The organism is Aequorivita capsosiphonis DSM 23843 (genome assembly GCF_000429125.1).
GTDB lineage: Bacteria > Bacteroidota > Bacteroidia > Flavobacteriales > Flavobacteriaceae > Aequorivita > Aequorivita capsosiphonis.
In genome coordinates, this window is sequence record NZ_AUBG01000007.1 from 185166 (window position 1) to 199654 (window position 14489).

At 36.8% G+C, this 14489-nt stretch carries 19 protein-coding genes; 10 read left to right on the forward strand and 9 right to left on the reverse strand.

Going from position 1 to position 14489, the window contains the following annotated elements:
* Positions 1 to 146 precede the first annotated feature (146 nt).
* Positions 147 to 401 (forward strand): hypothetical protein, encoded by a 255-nt coding sequence (locus G440_RS0107160; protein ID WP_026450685.1) that lies wholly within the window; start codon positions 147 to 149, stop codon positions 399 to 401.
* Between the two features lie 3 nt (positions 402 to 404).
* Here the strand turns inward: G440_RS0107160 and G440_RS0107165 are convergent, their stop codons facing one another.
* From G440_RS0107165 to G440_RS0107185, 4 genes are all read right to left on the reverse strand, one after another.
* The gene (locus tag G440_RS0107165; RefSeq protein WP_026450686.1) at positions 405 to 1220 is read right to left on the reverse strand and encodes a DUF2971 domain-containing protein; all 816 of its coding nucleotides are present in this window, start codon (positions 1218 to 1220) and stop codon (positions 405 to 407) included.
* Between the two features lie 449 nt (positions 1221 to 1669).
* Positions 1670 to 1960 (reverse strand): helix-turn-helix domain-containing protein, encoded by a 291-nt coding sequence (locus G440_RS0107175; protein ID WP_026450687.1) that lies wholly within the window; start codon positions 1958 to 1960, stop codon positions 1670 to 1672.
* The gene (locus G440_RS0107180) at positions 1957 to 2298 is read right to left on the reverse strand and encodes a type II toxin-antitoxin system RelE/ParE family toxin (RefSeq protein WP_026450688.1); all 342 of its coding nucleotides are present in this window, start codon (positions 2296 to 2298) and stop codon (positions 1957 to 1959) included. Before G440_RS0107180 ends, G440_RS0107175 begins: the two co-directional genes overlap by 4 nt.
* Positions 2299 to 2427: 129 nt before the next feature.
* A complete protein-coding gene (locus tag G440_RS0107185; protein ID WP_026450689.1) occupies positions 2428 to 4266 on the reverse strand; it encodes an ABC transporter ATP-binding protein in 1839 nt (612 codons plus the stop codon).
* A gap of 132 nt (positions 4267 to 4398) precedes the next feature.
* On the opposite strand from G440_RS0107185, the gene G440_RS0107190 reads away from it, so the two are divergent.
* Genes G440_RS0107190 through G440_RS0107210 form a run of 5 tightly spaced genes read left to right on the forward strand, consistent with a single transcriptional unit; the run spans position 4399 to position 7337 of the window.
* Positions 4399 to 5802 (forward strand): MATE family efflux transporter, encoded by a 1404-nt coding sequence (locus G440_RS0107190; RefSeq protein WP_026450690.1) that lies wholly within the window; start codon positions 4399 to 4401, stop codon positions 5800 to 5802.
* Between the two features lie 17 nt (positions 5803 to 5819).
* Positions 5820 to 6050 carry a hypothetical protein gene (locus tag G440_RS0107195; RefSeq protein WP_026450691.1) on the forward strand — a complete coding sequence of 77 codons (231 nt, stop codon included), beginning with the start codon at positions 5820 to 5822 and terminating at the stop codon, positions 6048 to 6050.
* Between the two features lie 30 nt (positions 6051 to 6080).
* Positions 6081 to 6299 carry a UPF0175 family protein gene (locus G440_RS0107200; RefSeq protein WP_026450692.1) on the forward strand — a complete coding sequence of 73 codons (219 nt, stop codon included), beginning with the start codon at positions 6081 to 6083 and terminating at the stop codon, positions 6297 to 6299.
* Positions 6292 to 6750, forward strand: a complete 459-nt coding sequence (locus G440_RS0107205; protein WP_026450693.1) for a PIN domain-containing protein — start codon at positions 6292 to 6294, stop codon at positions 6748 to 6750. The genes G440_RS0107200 and G440_RS0107205 overlap by 8 nt, the downstream gene beginning before the upstream one ends.
* Positions 6750 to 7337, forward strand: coding sequence for a phosphatase PAP2 family protein (locus G440_RS0107210; protein WP_026450694.1), 588 nt, complete (start codon positions 6750 to 6752; stop codon positions 7335 to 7337). Before G440_RS0107205 ends, G440_RS0107210 begins: the two co-directional genes overlap by 1 nt.
* Positions 7338 to 7360: 23 nt before the next feature.
* Here G440_RS0107210 and G440_RS0107215 read toward each other — a convergent pair whose 3' ends face one another.
* Genes G440_RS0107215 through G440_RS0107225 form a run of 3 tightly spaced genes read right to left on the reverse strand, consistent with a single transcriptional unit; the run spans position 7361 to position 10345 of the window.
* The gene (locus tag G440_RS0107215; RefSeq protein ID WP_026450695.1) at positions 7361 to 9016 is read right to left on the reverse strand and encodes an ArnT family glycosyltransferase; all 1656 of its coding nucleotides are present in this window, start codon (positions 9014 to 9016) and stop codon (positions 7361 to 7363) included.
* On the reverse strand, positions 9006 to 9638 hold the full coding sequence (locus G440_RS0107220) for a lipid-A-disaccharide synthase N-terminal domain-containing protein (RefSeq protein WP_026450696.1): 633 nt from the start codon (positions 9636 to 9638) through the stop codon (positions 9006 to 9008). The genes G440_RS0107215 and G440_RS0107220 overlap by 11 nt, the downstream gene beginning before the upstream one ends.
* Positions 9635 to 10345, reverse strand: a complete 711-nt coding sequence (locus tag G440_RS0107225; RefSeq protein WP_026450697.1) for a glycosyltransferase family 2 protein — start codon at positions 10343 to 10345, stop codon at positions 9635 to 9637. The genes G440_RS0107220 and G440_RS0107225 overlap by 4 nt, the downstream gene beginning before the upstream one ends.
* Before the next feature lie 109 nt (positions 10346 to 10454).
* Here G440_RS0107225 and G440_RS21585 point away from each other — a divergent pair, with 109 nt between their 5' ends.
* Positions 10455 to 10577, forward strand: a complete 123-nt coding sequence (locus tag G440_RS21585; protein ID WP_281170754.1) for a hypothetical protein — start codon at positions 10455 to 10457, stop codon at positions 10575 to 10577.
* 84 nt (positions 10578 to 10661) lie between these two features.
* The gene (locus tag G440_RS0107235; RefSeq protein WP_026450698.1) at positions 10662 to 11603 is read left to right on the forward strand and encodes an NAD-dependent epimerase/dehydratase family protein; all 942 of its coding nucleotides are present in this window, start codon (positions 10662 to 10664) and stop codon (positions 11601 to 11603) included.
* A gap of 2 nt (positions 11604 to 11605) precedes the next feature.
* Here G440_RS0107235 and meaB read toward each other — a convergent pair whose 3' ends face one another.
* Positions 11606 to 12685 carry a methylmalonyl Co-A mutase-associated GTPase MeaB gene (gene meaB / locus G440_RS0107240; protein WP_026450699.1) on the reverse strand — a complete coding sequence of 360 codons (1080 nt, stop codon included), beginning with the start codon at positions 12683 to 12685 and terminating at the stop codon, positions 11606 to 11608.
* Between the two features lie 94 nt (positions 12686 to 12779).
* Between meaB and G440_RS0107245 the strand changes: the two genes are divergently transcribed.
* Positions 12780 to 13208: an Ohr family peroxiredoxin gene (locus G440_RS0107245; RefSeq protein ID WP_026450700.1), complete on the forward strand. Its 429-nt coding sequence runs from the start codon at positions 12780 to 12782 to the stop codon at positions 13206 to 13208.
* Between the two features lie 52 nt (positions 13209 to 13260).
* On the opposite strand, the gene G440_RS0107250 is transcribed toward G440_RS0107245, so the two are convergent.
* Positions 13261 to 13794: a DUF2383 domain-containing protein gene (locus G440_RS0107250; RefSeq protein ID WP_026450701.1), complete on the reverse strand. Its 534-nt coding sequence runs from the start codon at positions 13792 to 13794 to the stop codon at positions 13261 to 13263.
* Positions 13795 to 13940: 146 nt separating this feature from the next.
* Between G440_RS0107250 and G440_RS0107255 the strand changes: the two genes are divergently transcribed.
* Positions 13941 to 14486 (forward strand): RNA polymerase sigma factor, encoded by a 546-nt coding sequence (locus G440_RS0107255; protein ID WP_026450702.1) that lies wholly within the window; start codon positions 13941 to 13943, stop codon positions 14484 to 14486.
* Positions 14487 to 14489: the final 3 nt, after the last annotated feature.

Sequence of the window (14489 nt, forward strand, 5' to 3'; positions counted from 1 at the left end):
AATTGTTTTCTGATAATTACAGGCACTAGCGGGAAATTTGCAGTAATTAGAATAGAGATTAACATAAAAATTTAGTTTTAAAATAAACTAAAAAATATTGCGATATTTACCAAATCGCCAATTCTGTGCAAAAAAAATATTAAAAAATGAATTTTAAATATAAACGTTTAATTTTATGTTGGTTGGGTATCGGAATGATGTTAACTTGTTTTTTATACGTTCTTCAAGAAAATCATAATTCTAAATATAAGTTCGTTCCAAATAATCCTACAGAAATTTTCCGAAAAAAAGGACTTAGAAATATTTCCGAAAAGCGTTTTACGTATTATGAATTATGTGGGGCAATTACATTAGGTGGCGCTCTCGTAATATTAGGAATGGGTATTAAAGAAAACAATTAATTTTCAACTTTTGTATGGTCGTATTATTTGGAAATACTTTTCTAAATAATCATTATTGGGCTCAACAACAACATTACAACCTGAATGACTGAAATTAACATCAATTAAGGGTACATTTAAGTATTTAGCAAATTTCTTGAGTCCTATGAAATTTTTGGTGCTAATTATATTTCCGCAAACAATTATTCCAAGTAAACTTGGTTCAATTGATATATGTTGAGGTTGTCCAAAATTAATAATTCTAAATTCACACTCATCTCTAAAATCTAGATGTTTTCTAAATAACAAATAATTGGAGAGTGATATACGGTTCTCTTTATATTCTTTTCGACCATATTTAGATAAATCATTACTATAAATATCTAAATAGTCATTTTCAAATTTATCATATGGAATATATTCAACTTTATCCCACAGATTAATCGTGCTGTTTTTGAGTAATTCCTGTTTATTAAAAGCTAGGCAAGCTCCTTTGAAATTATCTCCGTATTGATTCCACATTCTTGATTTTTTATAACCGTATTCACAATGTATTTTTGAAATTTCATTAAAACAAAAGCTTATTTGATTATTCGTATTCATTCTTTTCCGAATTAAATCGTAAATCATATGTGAATCGTTTTTTGTACTTTCTTCAATTTTACTATCACTAATAGCTATGCTTTTTGAAATTATTATTTCTTTGTTTTCTAATGGATCGTGTGAGCTATTTCTCGGAGAATATAAAAGGGATTTCTCTGGAAGAATATATTTAATTGCAGTAATAGCTTTCGTATAATGAAAGATTGTATTTTTATCATTCAGAAATTCAGGTAACATAATTTTTTGATTTAGGAATTATTCTACAAATCTAAATCGAAAAATATTTACGGATTTGCTCTGAAGGTAATCTAAAGGCTCTTTTAATTTTAATCTTTAATTCTCTTTGTTTGAAACCTAAATAATTTCTGAGTTCAACCCATAAGTGCAACACATTGTGTTTTTTGTGCCTTTTTTTCCTATCAAAAGGTCTTCGGCTTCGCTTAGTTTATAGGTTTTCATCCTCGAAAATGATTATATTTGTAATCCGCTGTCCTGGTAATTCCTCTTCCAGATATTAGATGCTGGTGATGAATCCGGGTTTTTTTTATGACTTAAATTTACGCTTTATTTGCCAACTTCTCATAAAAGCTATCTGGATCGATTTCGATTTCAGTTTCGATTTCATTTTACTGATACCCCGCCGCCCGCAACTTAAAAAACTCCAAGTACATTTTTGAATTTTACAATTATTGAAGCTGAAGTTTAAAATTCAATTTGGCCCCGAGTGCATCAAGGATTTTAATTACGGTTTCAAAAGTAACGTTGCCTGTACTGTTCTCAAGCCTTGAGATTTGGGCTTTTTTTACGCCCACCAGTTCGCCCAATTGTTCTTGGGTAAGGTTTCTTTTTTTACGGGCGATTTTAATCATATCTCCGATGAGCTCAAGTTTTAATTCAAACTCATATTCATCCCGTTCTTTTGTGCCCTTTTTTCCTATCAAAAGATCTTCGGCTTCACTTAATTTATAGCTTTTCATTTTTTCTTAGTTTTAAAATAGCTGTGTCTAATATTTTCTGCTTTTTCGATTTCTTTTTTATCTACTTTACTTGTCTTCTTTATAATTCCGTGGGTTGCAAAAACTAGCGTGTTGCTTTTATTTTCCTTATCCCAAAAAGCCAACAATCTATATTGAATACCAGAATATAGGGTTCTGAATTCCCATATGTTATTGTTCAATTTTTTGAAAAATTTATTATCAGGGTTTTGTTCGGCACGCTTGATGTTCTGAAGAATTTTGCTTCTTGATTTTAAATTCTGTTTTTGAACGAATTCAAATGCTTCTTCTAATAATATGGTATCAAAGCGTTTAATCATTACAAGTCTGTCTTTTTCACGAGATACGAAGATAATAAAGTTTCTATAAATGTAAACTATTTATTTTTATTTTCGACTTCGACTTCGACTTCGACTTTTCCCGATAGCTATTGGGATCGATTTCAAAACCTACTGATACCCCGCCGCCTGCAACTTAAACAGCTCAGAATACAATTTTGGATGCGCCATCAACGCTTCGTGAGTTCCAAGTTCCAGAACACGACCGTTTTGTAATACCAAAATACGATCCGCCATTCGTACCGTGCTAAAACGATGACTAATGATAATACTGGTTTTCCCTTTGGTGAGCGCGATAAAACGCTCAAAAACATCATATTCTGCCTGAGCGTCCAAGGCGCTGGTGGGTTCGTCGAGAACCATCACATCGGCGTCTTTCATATACGCACGGGCGAGGGCTACTTTTTGCCATTGTCCGCCGCTGAGTTCTTGTCCTTGGTAGAAACGTCTTCCTAGACGTTGTTCCAGTCCGTCTTCCATTTCGCTTACAACTTGTTCCGCGAGACTTTTACTGGCGGCGTAGCCAATGGTTTCATCGTTATCTATTTCAGAAATATTTCCAACTGCAATGTTTTCACGCAGCGTAAATTCATATTTAAAAAAGTCTTGAAAGATCACGCCAAAACGCTTTCGGTATTCATCTACATCAAATTTATTAATGTTGATGCCGTCCAAAAGGATTTCCCCTTGGGTAGGTTCGTAAAAACGAAGGAAAAGTTTTATAAGTGTCGTTTTTCCAGCACCATTTTGTCCCACAAAAGCCATTTTTTCACCTGCTTTCATTGAGAAAGTTACACCTTTTAGTACTTCGGTTTTACTTCCGGGATAGGCAAAATGCAAGTCATTAACCTGAAAACCTTCGATAATTGTTTCTGGAATAGGCGTTTTTTCTTCGGAAGTTTGTTCAATTTTAAGATCTAAGAAATCAAAATAATCCTGAAGATAAAGCGCACTTTCGGAAATACGGGTAAAGCGTGAGAAGAAGCCTTGTAAATTATTTCGCAGTCTGTTAAAAGAACCGGATAGGAAGGTAAGTTCCCCAATACTTATCACGCCAGAAAGCACGCGAAGAATTATATAAACATAAGCTCCGTAATAACTGAGCACCCCCAAAATGTTGAACAGGGAACCGTACAGACTTTGTTTTAGCGATAGCTTTTTGTTGATATGGTAATAATCGTTTGAAAGGACTTTAAAGCGTTCCGCAATAAAATCGGTCAGACCAAAAAGCTTGACTTCTTTAGCGGTTTGGTTGTTGGCGCCAATAAAACGGAGATAATCGAGTTCACGGCGTTCTGCGGTCCAACTACGTGCCAACGAATATCTGGTACTGCTGAATTTGGCTTCATTTATAAAAGAGGGAATAATACTTACAATGAGAATCAATATTAAAATTGGTTCAAAATACACCAGTCCAGCTATAAGGGTAATTATGGAAATAATACTTTCGGCCTGACCTAAAGCGTTGCTCATCAAACCAACTCGGCTACTGGTTTGGGTTCTGGCGCGCTCCAGTTTGTCGTAAAATTCGGGATCTTCCAGTTGGGCGATAGTAAGCTCTGAAGTCTTTCTAATTATTTTTTCGGAAGAATCGTTAGAATATAGATCGCCCAAAAGTCCATCGGTAAGGTTTATGAGCCTTCCCAGCAAATCTGAGAGTATAGCAACGGAGAATTCAATAAGGACGTAATTCCAAAGTTGCGTGAAATCTTTTTCTTCAGAAGCAACTAGACGAATGATTTCGTCAATTATCATTTTCCCCACCCAAAGAATGACTACGGGCGTGAAGGCATTGATTAATCTACTAAAAACGTTTAATAAGAAAAGCTTCGGACTGCTTCGGAATATCTCTTTAAAAAAACGAGGAATGGCTTTTAGCGCTTTAAAAGAATCCTTAACGCTGGTTTTTTCTTCTTTATCGGTAATTGATTTTGGTGTGGGTCTGGCCATTTTAATAGTTAAGAGTTATGAGTTATGAGTTCAGAGTGGTCATAACTCTGAACTCATAACTCATAACTTTTTATTTGAATTACAAAGCTATTCTAAAAAACACAAAACCTATCTTTGCGCAAAAATTTAATATTGGCGCTTTCAGATTACACTCGTGAATTTAAATACAATACCAAACTGGCAACTCCGGTTATTTTGGGTATGCTCGGGCACCAAGTGGTGGCTTTGGTAGACAATATAATGGTGGGCCAATTGGGAAGTGCAGAACTTGCGGCTGTATCATTAGGGAACAGTTTTATGTTTGTTGCAATGAGTATTGGCGTTGGATTCTCTACTGCAATCACTCCTCTAGTTGCCGAAGCAGATGGGGAAGGAAATCGCGAAAAAGGAAAATCATCCTTTAAACACGGTTTGTTTTTATGTATTATACTCGGGTTGGCACTTTTTGCAACCGTAATGTTTGCCAAACCATTAATGTACGTGATGAGCCAACCACCAGAAGTGGTGGATTTGGCGATGCCATATTTAACTTTGGTGGCGGCTTCTTTAGTGCCGCTGATTATCTTTCAAGGATTTAAGCAGTTTAGCGATGGGATGTCTATGACGCGTTTCCCGATGTATGCCACAATTGTAGCCAACTTGGTAAACGTGTTGCTAAACTATATGTTTATCTTCGGAAAATTTGGCGCACCGGAACTGGGCGTTGTTGGTGCAGCAATTGGTACTTTAGTTTCACGTGTTGTGATGGTCGCGTATTTATGGTATTTATTGAGCAAGAAAGAAAAGTCGCGCTATTTCGTAACCGAGATTAAAATTTTCACACTGAGTAAAGTCATGCTCAAAAAACTATTAAACCTTGGATTTCCATCGGCTATGCAGATGTTTTTTGAGGTAGGGATCTTTACTTCCGCAGTTTGGCTTTCAGGAATTCTTGGGAAGAATGCACAAGCTGCAAACCAAATTGCGCTTAACCTTGCTTCAATGACCTTTATGGTCGCAATGGGGTTTAGTGTCGCTGCAATGATACGAGTTGGAAACCAAAAAGGATTAAAGAATTTTAAGGAATTGCGACGAGTGGCAATTTCCATCTTTTTACTTACAGCGCTGCTGTCTCTAGTATTTGTGGCTGGGTTTATAATCTTTAATGGTTCCTTACCCAAAATTTTCTTGGATTATGATAATCTTGCCCAATTTGCAGATAATAATGAAGTGGTAATTCTCGCATCCCAATTGTTGATAATTGCCGCGATATTTCAATTTACTGATGCCTTGCAAGTGGTTGCCCTTGGAGCCTTGCGTGGAATGCAGGATGTGAAAATACCTACACTGCTAACATTTATAGCATACTGGATTATCGGTTTCCCAGTATCGTACTATCTAAGTATGCACACTTCGTTGGAAAGTATGGGTATTTGGATTGGTCTTTTCGCGGGACTAACGGCGAGCGGGATTATGTTATTCATCAGATTTAATTACCTTTCAAAAAAATTAATAAGAAGCCCCCTAACCCCCATAGGGGAAATTTCTAACTCATAACTCAAAACTCGAAAAAAATGGATTTCCCAAAATATTTATTAGGCGACAACAGCGATTATCCCACTGCGATTTTCGTGATACATACCGAATTTCCCCGTTTTATCATCAATCTCGAAGATGATGAGGTAGAATGGTTAGAAGATTTCGATAAGGAAGACCAAAAAGAACTTGAAGCAGAAGCGGAAGGGTTGATTCAAGGCGCCAATGATTTTTACGATCGTGAGATTGCGTTGTATGATGAGGATTAATTGTTTTACAATATTTGCTATATTTACTTTATGAAAAAGATTGAAATAAACATACCTGATGCTGTAGACGAAAAGACTTTCAAAATGGAGATAGCGGCATTCCTTTTTGAAAAGGAAGTGCTTTCTTCAGGGCAAGCCGCTAAAATGGTAGGTATCTCAAGAAGAGAGTTCTTAGAGGATGTTGGAAAATATGGGGTTAGTATATTTGGCGAAACTTGGGAGGATTTAGAAAAATTAATGAATGGATAATACCATTATTTCCGATACCAGTTGTTTAATTTCTTTGGACAAGCTTGGAATGCTCCACTTACTCAAAGAATTTTATAAAGAAATTACTATTACCCCAGAAGTTTCACTTGAGTGGGGAAAATCAGTGCCAAATTGGATTGTAGAGACTAAGGCACAAAATACAAAGCTTCAATCAAAGTTAGAGAGTAAACTAGGGAAAGGTGAAGCAAGTAGTATTGTTTTGGCTCTAGAATTACAGCCATCGATTGTAATTATTGATGAGGCTAAAGGAAGAAAAATAGCCAAAACATATAATTTAGAAATTATTGGAACCTTGGGAATACTTATTCTTGCTTTTAAAAATGGCTATTTAGATGATTTGGAAAATACGCTTCTCCAACTTAAATCGAATGGATTCAGGGTTTCTGATATTCTTCTTCAAAAAGTTATTGACTCCAGTAAACCTAAATAATGCTCGACCAACTCCTAAATTACGATACCCAACTTTTTCTATTTCTCAATAACCTTGGGAGTGAACCTTGGGATGGGCTATGGTTATTTATTACGCATAAATTTTCATCAATTCCTATTTATGCATTTTTGCTTTATCTTATTTATAGGAATTATGGCTTAAAAGGAACGCTCGTGGTTGTTGTATGTGTCGCGTTAATGATTACTGCTACCGACCAGATTGCCAGTCTTTTTAAATATGGAATCCGAAGACCAAGACCTTGCCAAGTCGATGAATTGAAAGAACAGATGCGTTTTGTTGCCGGAGGTTGTGGTAGGTTCGGATATTTTTCCGCCCACGCCGCAAGCTCTATGGCTGCAGCGGTGTTTTTGGGACTGAGCCTTCAAAAATGGTATAAATATTTACCGTTTATATTATTGTTTTGGGCTGTAATTACTGGATATAGCCGAATTTATTTGGGTGTTCACTATCCACTTGATGTAATTTCAGGAATGATTTTCGGTGGTTTTACGGGGTGGCTGTTTTATTTGTTGCAGAAATGGGGACAGCGAAAGTTTAGTACTGGTATTAACCCATCTAGGATTTAGATTCCAAGAAGGTTTTCGAGTAGTTATTTCTTCGTTACAATAAACAAATCGCGATACAGTCTGTCTTTATGCGTTCGACTGTCAGTTCCTTTTGGATTCATATCGTAACGGATAATGAACTCTTTATCAAAATCTGAAAAAGCCTTTTCAAAGTTTTCGTGATTATTTTCAGAAACCATCACACCAAATTTATTTTCCTCTGGAACAGTAATTTGATCATCTACTTTTAAGATTGTCATCTTTTCGCCATAATCCCAAATGAGCTCTGGCGTCATATCTGAAAACTCATAGATATTTATATTTCCTTCTTTTCCGAAGGTATTCAATTCTGAATACGGCTTGTATTCAGGATTATTGGTTATAGCATTGCTCAGCGGAAGTCCAAACCAAATTACTGCAACTATAAATGAAATCGTCAAATAAAATACTGTTGCAATTTTTCTTCGGAAGAGATTTCGATAGATAAAAATTGCAATTATAAATAAAGCAACGGCAAGCAATACAAACCAAAGCCAGTTTCCGGCCAGACCGTCTTTCAGAAAAATATAACCTCCAATAGGGAAAACTATTCCTATAAATCCAATCAGACCAAAATTGAAATAAACAGGAAATACCTCCCATCCTTCGCCAAGGCTTCGGAGGGCAAGCTTTTTATCTCTTAACTCATTAAATCTTCGGAAGAGATATTCAATATAAAACCCAGTATTCAAAGCCATCGGGATAAGCACCGGTAATAAATACCTCGATTTTTTCTCTGGAATTATTGACAGTAATACAACTGAAATCATGGTCCATAGAAATGTAAATAGATACGCCTTCTTATTAATAACCCGGTTTTTTAAATAGGGATAAAGCAGCGCAATAAATGCCGGAATGGTCCAAACGCCACTTTGGGTAAAGAAACTCCAGTAATAATAGAAAGGTTTGGTTTCGTAACTGATCCAATTGGTGGTTTCGTTTTTGGTTATTTCAGCTGCGGCAGGATCAAATTTTATCGTGTACCAGTGCCACCAAGTTGAAACCACTGTTGCAACAATAATAAAACCAAGTAGAGGCAGCCATCGCGACTTAAAGTTCTTGTACTTATAAACTATCCCGAAAGCAATTAAAAAGGGTAGGAGGAGGGCATAAAGGGATACTGGTCCCTTGCTTAAAAACGAACATCCGAAGAAAAGTCCGGCCAACAATGCATTTTGATACTTGTGTTTTTCTTCCGTAAAAAACTTGTATAGCAAATAAATACACACCATCATAAACCCGTGGGTGTAAATATCCCACTGACCATCGCGGGCGGAGGCAACGATATAAAAGGAGGTTGACATTATCAGCGAACTGATAAAAGCGTATAGCTTTTCGGAAGTTAGTTTTTGTGCGAATTTATAGGAAAACAAAACCAATATAAGCGCCATAATTGCCGCTGGAAGTCGAAGTGCCCAAACACTTTTAATTCCGAAAATAGCTGCCGAAAAAGCAGTTAACCAAGTAGGTAAGGGTGGTTTTTGAAAGCGCGGTTCGCCGTTTATTGTTGTGAGCAACCAATTACCGTCATTTAGCATTTCCCGAGCAGTGATAAAGTTGCGCGCTTCCATAATATTCACGGGTAGCGAGTTTAAATTTACAAAGAAAATGGCGACGCAGGTAAGCAGCAGAAGCAGTAAATAATTTTTTTCAACTTTCATAGGTAAGCTGTTTTTTCCAAATAAAAATATTTCGCACATAAATTACCAGGCCGGCAATATGACCCACAAAAAGAACAGGATCTTGCCTAAAAATGGCGTAGGTTAAAATCAAGGTAGCTCCAACCACACTCATTCTCCAAAACCCTACAGGTAATTGTGAAGTTTTTGTTTTTTCAGAAACGAGCCATTGATAAACGAACCTAAGGGTAAATAGAATCTGTGAAACTATACCCAATAGCAATAACCAAAATGGAATTTCCTCATTATTAAAGAGTTTATTGATGTCGTATTTACCGTTATTGTAAGCGTAAACAACTATAATAACAGGGAATAGGTAAAGAAACCATTGAACCCATTTGGGAGATTTTTGCCACTCTCCTTGCAACTGAAGATTTCGAATATAAATATAATACGTAAGCGCTTGGCCGAGCATTATAGCAAAATCATCCCGTAAATATCCGTAAACAAAAAGTAAAAATGATGCGAATAAGCTAAGCGTCCAAAAGGTTGAAGGTGTAATGATACGTTTACTTTTTTCGGAAAGAATCCATTGCACCAAAAGCCTTCCGCTAAAAAGAATTTGCGCTAAAAAGCCAATGCTGTACACAATCCAATCGTTCATCCTTTGCTTTTAATCTCGTAGTTGATGTATTTTTTCTTCATCCATAGATAGGCGAAACAATCCATCAATGGTCCTAACAACCTGTTCCAAACTCCAAACTTCGGCGTTCCTGCCATTCTAGGAAAATGTTTTACAGGGATTTGAATCACTTTTCCGTTCTGCAATAAAATCATTGCGGGCAAAAATCGGTGAAGCCCTTCAAACATTGGAATTCGTTTTGCGTAGTCTGTTTTTATCACTTTTAATGGGCAGCCAGTATCGTCCATACCATCGCTAGTAAAAGCACGGCGAATGCCATTTGCAATTTTTGATGACATATTCTTTACGAACTTGTCTTTTCGGTCAGCGCGAACGCCAGTTACCAAATCGTATTCCCCAATATGTTCGAGTAAAAGATTGAAATCCTCAGGATCTGTTTGTAAATCGCTGTCAATATAACCAACCAGGGGACTTTCCACAGTATCAAAGCCAGCTTTGATAGCCGCGCTTAAACCACGGTTTTCTTTAAAGGAAATAAAATGGAAGGCTTCGTTTCTACTACAGATAGCTTCAATCAGACTTTGACTATTGTCCTTAGAGCCATCATTCACAAACAAAATAGAGGTTTTTTTGGTTGCGATTTCGGTGTAAGCTAGCAGTTCCTTTTCAACGCGTTCTAGGTTTTCTTCCTCGTTATAAACGGGTACAATGATTGTGAATTCGTACATCTAAATAATTGAAAAGGTTTCTGCAAAAGTAATTTTTTTTAGTTTAGAAGATTAGAGGTTTAAAAGTATTTGCGGGAAATGAGCGGAAAATCTAAAATTTTGAAAGTGATTGCTTAAAAAAGATGTTATTTTGCGAGGGAAATGGAAACGCGAGGAAAACCAAATCGAAAACCAAATCGAAAACGAAATCGAAAATGATCCCGATAGCTATCGGGAGAAAATGGCCAGATAGGATTGATTATTTAGTCGTGGTTTGTGGTTCATTTTTTAGTTCTCGATAAAAAATCGAGACAAGCTTTGTTTCAAAACAAAAAATATGAAAATACTTGTTACCGGAGCGGCTGGATTTATTGGCTCACATACTGCGGAAAGATTGAAGATAATAGGTCATGACGTTATTGGTGTTGACAATTTTTCACCGTATTACGATCTTAAATTGAAACAGTTAAATGTAAAATCATTAGCCGATAATGATATAGATGTTCTTAAAATTGATCTACGCACTGATGATCTGAGTGAAAAACTTCCTAAAGACATAGATTATATTTTCCATTTCTCAGCACATCCGGGAATTTCAAATACTTCTACTTTTGAAGATTACTTTAGTAATAATATTATTGCCACACAGCGATTATTGGAGTTTGCCGAAAGTCTTACGAAGAAACCATTCTTTGTAAACATTGCCACTTCCTCAATATATGGTTTAGAGGCTACGTTTCCAGAAAGTGTTCCGCCAAAACCAGCTTCTTGGTATGGGGTAACCAAACTTGCCGCTGAACAATTGGCATTGGCTAAAAGTCGCGAAGAAAAGTTGCAAGCTACTTCTTTACGGTTATTTTCGGTTTATGGTCCAAGGGAAAGACCAGACAAGTTATACACCCGATTGATTGATTGCGGATTAAATAACAAGCCATTTCCCCTGTTTGAAGGCAGTGAAAAACACCTCCGCAGTTTCACCTACGTACAGGATATCGTGGACGGAATTGTAAGCGTGATAGGGAAAGAAGAAGTTTGTAATGGCGAGATTTTTAATTTAGGAACGGAAACAGAAAGTACAACTGCAGAAGGAATTGCAACTGTTGAAGCTATTCTCGAAACAAAAATTGCAGTCGAAAAAAAACCACTTCGTGCCGGGGATCAATCGCGAACTAAAGCAAATATCGACAAAGCCAGAAAATTGTTGGGCTACAACCCCAAAACAAAATTACGTGGAGGTTTGGAAGCGCAGGTATATTGGTTTCGGAAGAGTTTTGAATAGATTTATTTAAGGTTTAATAATTTTTCAGCCGCCTCAAAAGGTGTCGTTCTGTTTTCATCCAAAGCCTTCAACTGAATTTTTAATTCTACTTTAACGGAAGGATTCGCATAAAACTCACTTTTCAATCTGCTTTCTATAGTCTGCATTAACCAGAACTTATTTTGCTCCTTTCTTTTATACTGAAAATAGCCGTTGCTTTGAGCTGTTTCGAAGTAATTAGAAACTACTTCCCAAATTTCAGCAATTCCTTCATCGTTGATCGCACTACACAATAAGGTCTTTGGCGCCCAACCACTTTCTTTGGCAGGATAGAGGTGAAGTGCACGGTTAAATTCATTTTTGGCTAGTTTGGCAGCTTTTTTATTTTCGCCATCGGCTTTGTTGATTACAATGGAATCTGCCATTTCCATAATCCCGCGTTTTATTCCCTGTAATTCGTCGCCTGCACCTGCAAGCTTTAGCAATAGAAAGAAATCGGTCATCGAGTGAACGGCGGTTTCGCTTTGACCCACGCCTACAGTTTCAATAAGGATTACATCAAATCCGGCTGCTTCGCAAAGAATAATCGTTTCCCGCGTTTTTCGCGCTACACCTCCCAAGGTGTCGCCACTAGCGGAAGGACGAATAAATGCATTAGGCTCTTTTACCAATTCTTCCATTCGGGTTTTGTCACCCAGAATGCTACCTTTGCTGATGCTACTACTTGGATCTACAGTAAGCACCGCAACCTTTTTTCCTACGGCAATCAGTAATTTTCCAAAGCTTTCAATAAATGTGCTTTTCCCAACGCCGGGAACGCCCGTTATTCCAATACGAATAGATTTATTGGCGTGAGGTAGACACCTTTCGATTATTTCTTTCGCTTGTTCTTGATGTTTTTGAGCAGTGCTTTCAATAATGGTAATAGCTTGGCTGAGCGCAGTTTGGCTTAGACTTAGGACTCCAGAAACCAAAACTTCAACGGTGAGGGGTTTCTTTCTTAGGGTTTTGAGCTGCTTTAACTTTTCCGTATTTAAAGTTTCTGGTTGCGAAACTCCATCTTTTTCGTTTAAAGCATTTGTATTTTCTTTCTTTTCAGTCACAGTGTGAATTTAGGACAAATTTATGAATATGTTCTTTTAAAAACGGGTTTAACATAGTATCTTGAAATTTAATAATTTTAAAATTCTCAGAAAAATGAAAAAGTTATATGCAGCTTCCTCCACAGCGGTTGGCGGCAGAAAAGGTCACGTAACCACAGACGATAAAAAAATTGATATGGAGCTTTCCGTTCCAAAAGGATTAGGTGGTGATGGTGGAAAGGGAACCAATCCAGAACAGCTCTTTGGAAGCGCTTATGCGGCTTGTTTTGGTGGAGCTATTCAAATGGTTGCAGAAAGTAAAGACGTCAAACTTGGCGGCGATATGAGCGTAACCGCAAATATTGAAATTGGAAAAACCAAAGATGGTGATTTGCAATTAAAGGCTATTTTGGATTGTTATTTGCCAGGAGTTGATGTCGAAACGGGTGAAGATTTAGTAAACAAAGCGCACGAGGTGTGTCCTTATTCCAGAGCAACGCGGGATAATATTACAGTGACTTTAAATCTGCTTTTGGACGAGTAAGACTTTAAAAAATTAAGCATAATAAAGCCCTGAGATTCAGGGCTTTATTTGTTTATATCGCTTTAAGGTTTATCACCTTTCCACGTTCATCTTCTTTTGGTGATTCTACTTTGATTTCCTCCTTTTTTGATTCAACGAAAGGACTTTTCTTCGGTTGTTGCGCTGCTTGTTTAATATACCACTGCAATTGATATTTATGTTTCTCTAAAAGTTCGAGAATACCAGTTGGCAATTCCCTTCGTTCCAAAAGTTCATCATATCTTTTAATATTGTTCTTGTCTCTACTTATACAAGAATTCACAATGGCTTCCGCATCAAAATGCTCCAAGGCTTCCTTAACTTCCTGCCAAGTGCGATCTAGATTTCCTTTATTGGAATCAGTTTTCAAGGGCTCTATGTCTCGAGCGTGGAGTTCATTGGAAATATCATGGCTCATGCGGTTTCTTTCAACAGCCATGTAGTTTAAAAATCGTTTTAAATCTGTTGTTTGGGCGTCTTGAGCCGCATTATAATATAACTTTTCAGCTTCAAAGCAAGCTACAAGCAAGCGATTCAATCTATCAAAATCTGCGTATTTTTTTTCCATATTTGTGGTATTTTACCAAAGTTACTATAAAATTGGATGATTCAAAATTCTAATTATGAAATGTTTCACAAAAAAATACAATTATACTGCAACATCTTAACTTTATTGTCGTCTTCTAAGTGAACAGCAACCAAAAATCATCAAATTTGTCCGATTTACTTCTTATCGAGCAATGCAAACAATGCAACCGAAAGGCGCAAATGGCGCTTTACGGGAAATATAGTCAAGGCATGTTTGTCATTGCTAAAAGATATTTAAAAGACAACGCTTCAGCGGAAGACGCCATGCAGGAGGCCTTTATAAAGGCATTTCAAAAACTGAACCAATTTAATGGGGAAGTCACTTTTGGCGCTTGGATGAAGCGAATTGTTATCAATACTTGCTTGGATGCCATCAAAGCAGCCAAAATGGACTTGCAAGGATTAAATGAAGATGTCTTTAGCATTTTGGATACAAACGATGATTGGTCTATTACGGATGAAACAACAATTCCGGAGGTTTTGGCGGCTATAGAAGAACTATCCTTCAATTATAAATCAACGGTGAAGTTGTATTTATTAGAAGGCTATGATCACCAAGAAATTTCAGAAATACTTAATATTTCTGAAAATGCTTCTAGAACTTATTTGCATCGAGGGAAAACGAAATTAAAAGAAAAATTAAAACACTTGCGATATGGCACGGGATCTTAAAAA